We start from the raw sequence: 6,880 nt of genomic DNA, 5'->3' as shown, positions 1-6,880 counted from the left end.
CGGCGTTTCCAAAATCGAAGCCAGTGCGGAGTCGATCAGGTCGTCGAGTCCCAATTCGAATTGAATTCGGGCACGCCGAAATCAACCCCGTTGGGAGCGATCTTGCTAGTGGTTGGGTGCCGCTCGTGCGGCGGAAGCGCTGTCGCAGAACCGTTACGGCTCCGCGGCAACCCGAAGAACTTTACGGATCGGGAAGGGGGGTGTCAAGCGGCCCCTGTCAAGATCTTTGATGCGGGCGTCAGTCCAGGTCGGAGAGGCGGCCGCCGGCGTCCGGCTGGGCGTCTTCCACCCGGCGCAGGAGCCGGGTGAGGACCTCGCCGAGTGCGCTGCGCTCCTCCGGGGAGAGGTCCTGGAGCAGATCCTCCTCGAAGACCGTCGCCAGGCGCATCGCCTCCAGCCACTTCTCACGACCTCCGTTGGTGAGCTCCACGATGACGCGGACCCTGTTGGACTCGTCCCGCTCCCGGGTGACCAGTCCTTCGCCGACCATGCGGTCGATCCGGTGGGTCATGGCGGCCGGGGTCAGACCGAGGCGCTTCGCGAGGTCGCTCGGGCCCAGACGGTAGGGGGCCCCGGAGAGGACGAGGGCCTTCAGGACCTCCCACTCGGCGTTGCTGATGCCGAGGGCCGCGGTCTGACGGCCGTAGGCGACGTTCATGCGGCGGTTCAGGCGGGACAGGGCCGAGACGATCTGCTCCACCTGGGGGTCGAGGTCCTGGAACTCGCGCTGGTACGCCGCGATCTGCTCTTCGAGGGTCGGCTCGCTGGGGCCGGGGGTGTCGCCCATGGGGGGAGTATCGCACGCTCGTTCTTTGCCTTGAAGTCCTTGGATATGTACTCTTTAGCTTCGAACTTTAGTTTCGAAGTCTTCACTCCTAACTTGTGAGAGAGGTGAACGTGACCAGGGCGATGGGCGCAGCGATGCGCCGGATCCACGTGGGCAACGCACTCAGCGCGTTCGGGCTCGGCTTCACCGTCCCCTATCTGTACGTCTACGTGGCGCAGGTGCGGGGACTGGGAGCCATGACGGCGGGTCTCGTACTCGCCGTTTTCGCTGTGGCGGCGCTGGTCGTGCTGCCGTTCGCCGGGCGGGCCATCGTCCGGCGTGGCCCGCTGCCGGTGCTGCTCACCGCCCTGGTCGCCGCCGCCGTCGGTGCGCTGGGTCTGGGGCTGGCGAGCAACGCCGCGGCGGTGCTGTCGGCGGCTGCCGTGCTGGGGGCCGGTCAGGCCGTGACGCAGCCGGCGCTGGCGACGATGATCGTGGACAGCTCGACGGCGGATACGCGCTCGCGCGCCTTCGCCATGCAGTTCTTCCTCCAGAACCTCGGGCTCGGGGTGGGTGGCCTCATCGGTGGTCACCTCGTCGACACGTCGAGCGCTGCCTCCTTCACGCTGCTCTTCGCTATCGAGGCGGCGATGTTCCTGCTGCTGGTCGTGGTGATGACGACGGTGCGGCTGCCGCACGCGCCGCGGATCGAGGCCGCGCCCGTGGCGTCGGGGCGGGGCAGCTGGAAGCAGTTGCTGGGCAACCGGGCCATGGTGCAGTTGTGCGTGCTGGGCTTCGTGTTGTTCTTCGCCTGCTACGGGCAGTTCGAATCGGGACTGAGCGCGTACGGGGTCGAGGCGGCCGGGATATCGACGTCGGCGCTGGGGACCGCCCTGGCGGCGAACACGCTGGTGATCGTCGTGGCGCAGTTCGCCGTGCTGCGGTTCGTGGAGCGGCGCAGGCGGTCGCGGGTGATCGCCGTCGTGGGGTTGATCTGGGCCGTGGCGTGGGCCGTGGCCGGGTACGCGGGGCTCGGGCACGGGAGCCAGGAGATGGCGACGGCCGCGTTCGTCTCGACGTACGCCCTGTTCGGGCTGGGTGAGGCGATGCTGTCGCCGACGGTCGCCCCGCTGGTCGCCGATCTGGCGCCGGAGGGGATGGCCGGGCAGTACAACTCCGCGTTCGCCCTGGTCAAGCAGCTCGCGCTGGCCGTCGGGCCGGCGGTGGGCGGGCCGCTGGGGGCCTCGCTGCACGCGCCGTACATCGTGGCGTTCCTGCTGTTCTCGCTGGGGATCAGCTTCCTGGCGGTGCGGCTGGGGCGGCAGCTCACGGAGGTGCAGGATCAGCCGTGGCTCGCGAAGAGCCGGGTCGTGGCGCGGGGTGGGGCGCCCGTTTCCGCGGACGTCTGATCCCCGCCCCTGCCCTTCCCCACCTGTGCAGGCCCCGCTTCCGCCTCCCTTGCGTCTACGGCGCCTGCGTGCGCGGTAGTGCGAACTCGCACCACACCGCCTTGCCGCCGCCCGGGGTCCGGCGGCAGCCCCAGTTCGACGCGATCGTGGCGACGATGGCGATGCCCCGGCCCGATTCGTCGCCCGGTTCCGCGCGGCGGCGCCTGGGGAGATGGTCGTCGCCGTCGGTGACCTCGATGATCAGGCGGCGGTCGGTGCGGCGCAGGCGCAGGCGCATCGGCGGGGTGCCGTGCTGGAGGGAGTTGGCGACCAGTTCGCTGGTGGCCAGGACGCCCAGGTCGTGCAGATCGGCGGGGAAGCGCCAGCTGGTCAGGACGCCGGAGGCGAAGGCACGCGCGCGTGGGGCCGCTTCCACGCCGCCCAGGAGTTCCAGGGCGGCGTTGCGGAACAGCTCGCTCTCCGGGCCCGTCCGGGCCGGGTGCTGGAGGACCAGGACGGCCACGTCGTCGTCGTGGTCGGGGGTCACGCCCGCCGAGCGGACCAGGCGGTCGCAGACGACCTGGGGTGTGCCGGTGGCGCCGGCCAGGGCGCTTTCCAGGGCGGCGATGCCCTCGTCCAGGTCGGCGTCCCGGCGCTCGACCAGGCCGTCCGTGTAGAGGACGGCCGTGGATCCGGGGCCGAGGGGGATCGAGCCGGAGGCGTGCATCCAGCCGCCGGTGCCGAGCGGCGGGCCGGTGGGTTCGTCGGCGCGCAGGACCGCGCCGTTCTCGTCGCGGACCAGGATGGGGAGGTGGCCCGCCGAGGCGTAGACCAGCTTGCCCTCGTTCGGGTCGTGGACCGCGTACGCGCAGGTGGCGATCTGGTTGGCGTCGATCTCGGCTGCCAGGCCGTCGAGGAGCTGGAGGACCTCGTGCGGGGGCAGGTCGAGGCGGGCGTAGGCGCGGACCGCCGTGCGGAGCTGGCCCATGACGGCCGCAGCGCGGACGCCGCGGCCCATGACGTCGCCGATGACGAGGGCCGTGCGGCCGCCGCCCAGGGTGATGACGTCGTACCAGTCGCCGCCGACCGCGGCCTCTGTGCCGCCGGGGTGGTACGTGGCGGCGATGCGCAGGTCGTCGGGTTCTTCGAGCTCCTGGGGGAGCAGTGACCTCTGGAGTGTCACCGCCGTTTCGCGCTGGCGGCGTTCGCTGGCGCGCAGGCGTTCGGCGGCTTCGGCGTGGTCGGTGACGTCCGTGGCGAAGACGAGGACACCGCGGCCGTCGCTGCCGCCCTTGCCGTCGCCCTGGGCGACCGGGGTGCAGGTGAAGGTGTAGCAGCGGCCGTCGGGGGCCTTGCGGGACTTGACCGTGCGGGGCTTGCCGCTGCGCTGGACCTGGTCCAGGAGGGGGAAGAGGCCGAGCGCGTCCAGTTCCGGGAGGGCCTCGCGGGCGCGTTCGCCCAGGGGGCGGACTCCGAAGGCGGTCGTGTAGGCGTCGTTGACGTAGGCGATGCGGTGGTCGGGGCCGTGGACCAGGGCGACGAGGGACGGGACGCGGTCGAGGACCTCACGCACCCGCAGTTCGTCGACGGCGGGTACGGACGGTGGCTCGTCGGTCAGCTGTTCGGTGCGGGCGGCGGGTACGGAACCTTCCCCCCGCCGGTTCGGGGAGGCCGTCTGCTCGGTCCGCGCTGCGGCGCGGCGCTGCGTTCCGGGGAGCCGGGCGCTCCAGCGCGTGAAGTTCACGAATCCTTGCCTCGTGTAGTCGTCGGCGGCCGGCACCGGAACCGGCCGGGGCCCCGGGGGCCCGCACCGGGGCGAGTGGTGGCACGCCCGCGGTGGTGGACCAGTCTGGCAGTGAGCGGACCGGACCGGCATCCGTCAGACGCCGGGCCGGCCGGTGGAGTTCCTGGGTCCGGTCAGGACGACCCCTTCGGGTTCACCGGGGGGTCTTGAGAAGGCTTTCCACCGGCCGCGAGTTCGAACTCCGCCCGGGGGTGTTCGAGTGAACCCAGGGAGACGATCTCGCGTTTGAAGAGTCCGGCCAGCGTCCATTCGGCGAGGACGCGCGCCTTGCGGTTGAAGGTGGGGACGCGGCTGAGGTGGTAGGCGCGGTGCATGAACCAGGCGGGGTAGCCCTTGAGCTTGCGTCCGTAGACGTGGGCGACGCCCTTGTGCAGGCCCAGGGAGGCGACCGAGCCGGCGTACTTGTGGGCGTACGTGGTGAGGGGTTCGCCGCGCAGGGTGTGCACGATGTTGTCGGCCAGGACCCTGGCCTGGCGGACGGCGTGCTGGGCGTTGGGGGCGCACTCCCGGCCGGGCTCGCCGGCTGTCACGTCGGGGACGGCCGCGGCGTCTCCCGCCGCCCACGCGTGCGTGGTGCCCGCGATCGTCAGCTCGGCCGTGCAGGTGAGCCGTCCGCGGCCGTTGCGGGGCAGGTCGGTGGCGGCGAGCACCGGGTGGGGTTTGACGCCGGCCGTCCAGACGACCGTACGGGTGGGGAAGCGGGCGCCGTCGCTGAGGACCGCGACCCGGTCCGCGCAGGACTCCAGGCGGGTCTGGAGGCGTACGTCGATGTTGCGGCGGCGCAGTTCGGTGACGGTGTAGCGGCCCATCTCCTCGCCGACCTCGGGCAGGATGCGGTCCGAGGCCTCGACGAGGATCCACTTCATGTCCTCGGGCTGGACGTTGTGGTAGTAGCGCGCGGCGTAGCGGGCCATGTCCTCCAGTTCGCCGAGCGCCTCCACGCCGGCGAAGCCGCCACCGACGAAGACGAAGGTGAGGGCCGCGTCGCGGATCGCGGGATCACGGGTGGAGGAGGCGATGTCCATCTGCTCGATGACGTGGTTGCGCAGGCCGATGGCCTCTTCGACGGTCTTGAAGCCGATGCCGTGGTCGGCGAGGCCGGGGATCGGCAGGGTGCGCGAGACGGAGCCGGGGGCGAGGACGAGTTCGTCGTAGGTCAGCAGCTGCCCGCCCGTGCCCTCCTCCTCGGTGGCGAGGGTGGTGACGGTGGCGGTGCGCTTCGCGTGGTCGATGGCGGTGGCTTCGCCGATGACGACACGGCAGCGGTCGAGGACGCGGCGCAGCGGTACGACGACATGGCGGGGCGAGATGGCGCCCGCGGCGGCCTCGGGGAGGAACGGCTGATACGTCATGTACGGGTCGGGGGTGACGACCGTGATCTCCACCTCGCCCCGCTCCAGTTCCCGTTTCAGTCTGCCCTGGAGGCGCAGGGCCGTGTACATCCCGACGTAGCCACCACCGACAACGAGAATGCGCGCACGTTCCTTCACCATCCCATGACGCACCCGGCGCTTGCGTTTGTCCACAGCCTCGACGAATTGTGTGACCGGAGCGGGAGAGCGCGCGGAGTTGGCCGGAAAGGTGAGCTGTGGTGAATACCCGCAGGTCAGCAGGGGTGGTGCGAGGGGCGGTCGGGGGCACATTCGGGACGTATGCGACCCGTACTCCGATCGGTGGGCGCTCCGTGCGGAACCTCCCCCTTCTGAATTGACTCCCTCTCAACTATGTTCGTGTGTCGACGGGGTGTAGGGGGATGCGCTCGCTGGGTCCGCGACGGGCGGGTCCGGGGACCCGGGCCTGTTCCTCCGTCCCGGCATCGAATGGCGGGGAGTGTCTCCGGGGGGAGACGTCATTACCGGGGGAATGCGAATGCATGTTCAGGACTCTCATTGGTCGTCCGCGTCCGCTGTCGCGGCGGGTGGCGCGACGATGAGCGCGACGGCGGGCAACGGACGCGGGAACGGAGCGCGGACGACGCCGCTGCGCGTGGACGCACAGCGCAATCTGGAACATGTGCTGCGGGCGGCGCGCGAGGTGTTCGGCGAGCTGGGGTACGGCGCGCCGATGGAGGACGTGGCGCGACGCGCGCGGGTCGGCGTGGGCACGGTGTACCGGCGGTTCCCGAGCAAGGACGTCCTGGTGCGGCGGATAGCCGAGGAGGAGACCTCCCGGCTGACCGACCAGGCGCGTGCGGCGCTCGGGCAGGAGGACGAGCCGTGGTCGGCGCTGTCGCGCTTCCTGCGTACGTCGGTGGCCTCCGGCGCCGGGCGGCTGCTGCCGCCGCAGGTACTGCGGGTCTCGGTCGAGGATGACCGTGCCGGTCAGGCGCGCGTGCCGCAGCAGCGGACGCAGCCGGGCCCGGCGGAGCTGCGGCTGGTGCCGGAGGAGCCGGTGGCGGTCGCCTCGGTGCCGGCAGCGGCGGTCGCGGCGGAGGACGACGCCGGGGCCTCGGCCCTGCTCGAGGTCGTGGGTCAGCTCGTGGAGCGGGCGCGTGCGGCGGGTGAGCTGCGCGCGGACGTGTCGGTGTCGGACGTCCTGCTGGTGATCGCGACGGCCGCGCCCTCGCTGCCGGACGCGGCGCAGCAGGCGGCCGCGTCGGCCCGCCTGCTGGACATCCTGCTGGAGGGGCTGCGGTCACGGCCGGCGTGAGCCGCAGCGGCTCGGGCGGGCTGCCGGAACGGGCGGCCGGAACGGGCGGAGCGATCGGCCGGTGCGGTCGGCTGCCGGTCGGCTGGGCTGGTCGACTGGGTTGATCGGCTGCCGGTCGACTGGTCCCGGTCGATCGGACCGGTCGGCCTCGGTGGTCACGGTCGGCCGCCGGATCGGTCCGCTCGGCTTCCGAGCACGGCGACAGGGAATCATTCCCCGAATGAGTGATGCCTAGTACTGGCGTGCGGTAAATCCCCACGGATGAGTGATGGT

General features: G+C 71.6%; 5 protein-coding genes. 2 read left to right on the top strand and 3 right to left on the bottom strand.

The genetic code is table 11. The annotated features are described in order from the left end of the window. Positions 1–238 precede the first annotated feature (238 nt). Complete coding sequence (locus SCNRRL3882_RS21705; RefSeq protein WP_010044934.1) at positions 239–787, bottom strand: MarR family winged helix-turn-helix transcriptional regulator; 549 nt, start codon at positions 785–787, stop codon at positions 239–241. Between the two features lie 122 nt (positions 788–909). Between SCNRRL3882_RS21705 and SCNRRL3882_RS21700 the strand changes: the two genes are divergently transcribed. Further along, entirely contained in the window at positions 910–2,175 is a 1,266-nt protein-coding gene (locus tag SCNRRL3882_RS21700) for an MFS transporter (RefSeq protein ID WP_010044936.1), read from the top strand. Between the two features lie 55 nt (positions 2,176–2,230). Here SCNRRL3882_RS21700 and SCNRRL3882_RS21695 read toward each other — a convergent pair whose 3' ends face one another. Together SCNRRL3882_RS21695 and SCNRRL3882_RS21690 are read right to left on the bottom strand one after the other, a co-directional pair. Next, on the bottom strand, positions 2,231–3,898 hold the full coding sequence (locus SCNRRL3882_RS21695; RefSeq protein ID WP_010044938.1) for an ATP-binding SpoIIE family protein phosphatase: 1,668 nt from the start codon (positions 3,896–3,898) through the stop codon (positions 2,231–2,233). Between the two features lie 173 nt (positions 3,899–4,071). Next, positions 4,072–5,451, bottom strand: coding sequence for an NAD(P)/FAD-dependent oxidoreductase (locus tag SCNRRL3882_RS21690; RefSeq protein WP_029181530.1), 1,380 nt, complete (start codon positions 5,449–5,451; stop codon positions 4,072–4,074). A 376-nt stretch (positions 5,452–5,827) separates the two neighbouring features. On the opposite strand from SCNRRL3882_RS21690, the gene SCNRRL3882_RS21685 reads away from it, so the two are divergent. Then, the gene (locus SCNRRL3882_RS21685; protein WP_050810308.1) at positions 5,828–6,607 is read left to right on the top strand and encodes a TetR/AcrR family transcriptional regulator; all 780 of its coding nucleotides are present in this window, start codon (positions 5,828–5,830) and stop codon (positions 6,605–6,607) included. The last annotated feature ends 273 nt before the right edge of the window (positions 6,608–6,880 follow it).

This window comes from Streptomyces chartreusis NRRL 3882, assembly GCF_900236475.1.
Lineage (GTDB): Bacteria > Actinomycetota > Actinomycetes > Streptomycetales > Streptomycetaceae > Streptomyces > Streptomyces chartreusis_D.
The sequence above is the reverse complement of the archived record's forward strand: the minus strand, read 5'-3'. Positions and strand labels throughout refer to the sequence as shown.

What these genes read in the sequence shown, in the direction of transcription:
- SCNRRL3882_RS21705 (WP_010044934.1), bottom strand. Translation starts at nt 787, where the DNA reads ATGGGCGACACCCCCGGCCCCAGCGAGCCGACCCTCGAAGAGCAGATC.
- SCNRRL3882_RS21700 (WP_010044936.1), top strand. Translation starts at nt 910, where the DNA reads ATGGGCGCAGCGATGCGCCGGATCCACGTGGGCAACGCACTCAGCGCG.
- SCNRRL3882_RS21690 (WP_029181530.1), bottom strand. Translation starts at nt 5,451, where the DNA reads ATGGTGAAGGAACGTGCGCGCATTCTCGTTGTCGGTGGTGGCTACGTC.
- SCNRRL3882_RS21685 (WP_050810308.1), top strand. Translation starts at nt 5,828, where the DNA reads ATGCATGTTCAGGACTCTCATTGGTCGTCCGCGTCCGCTGTCGCGGCG.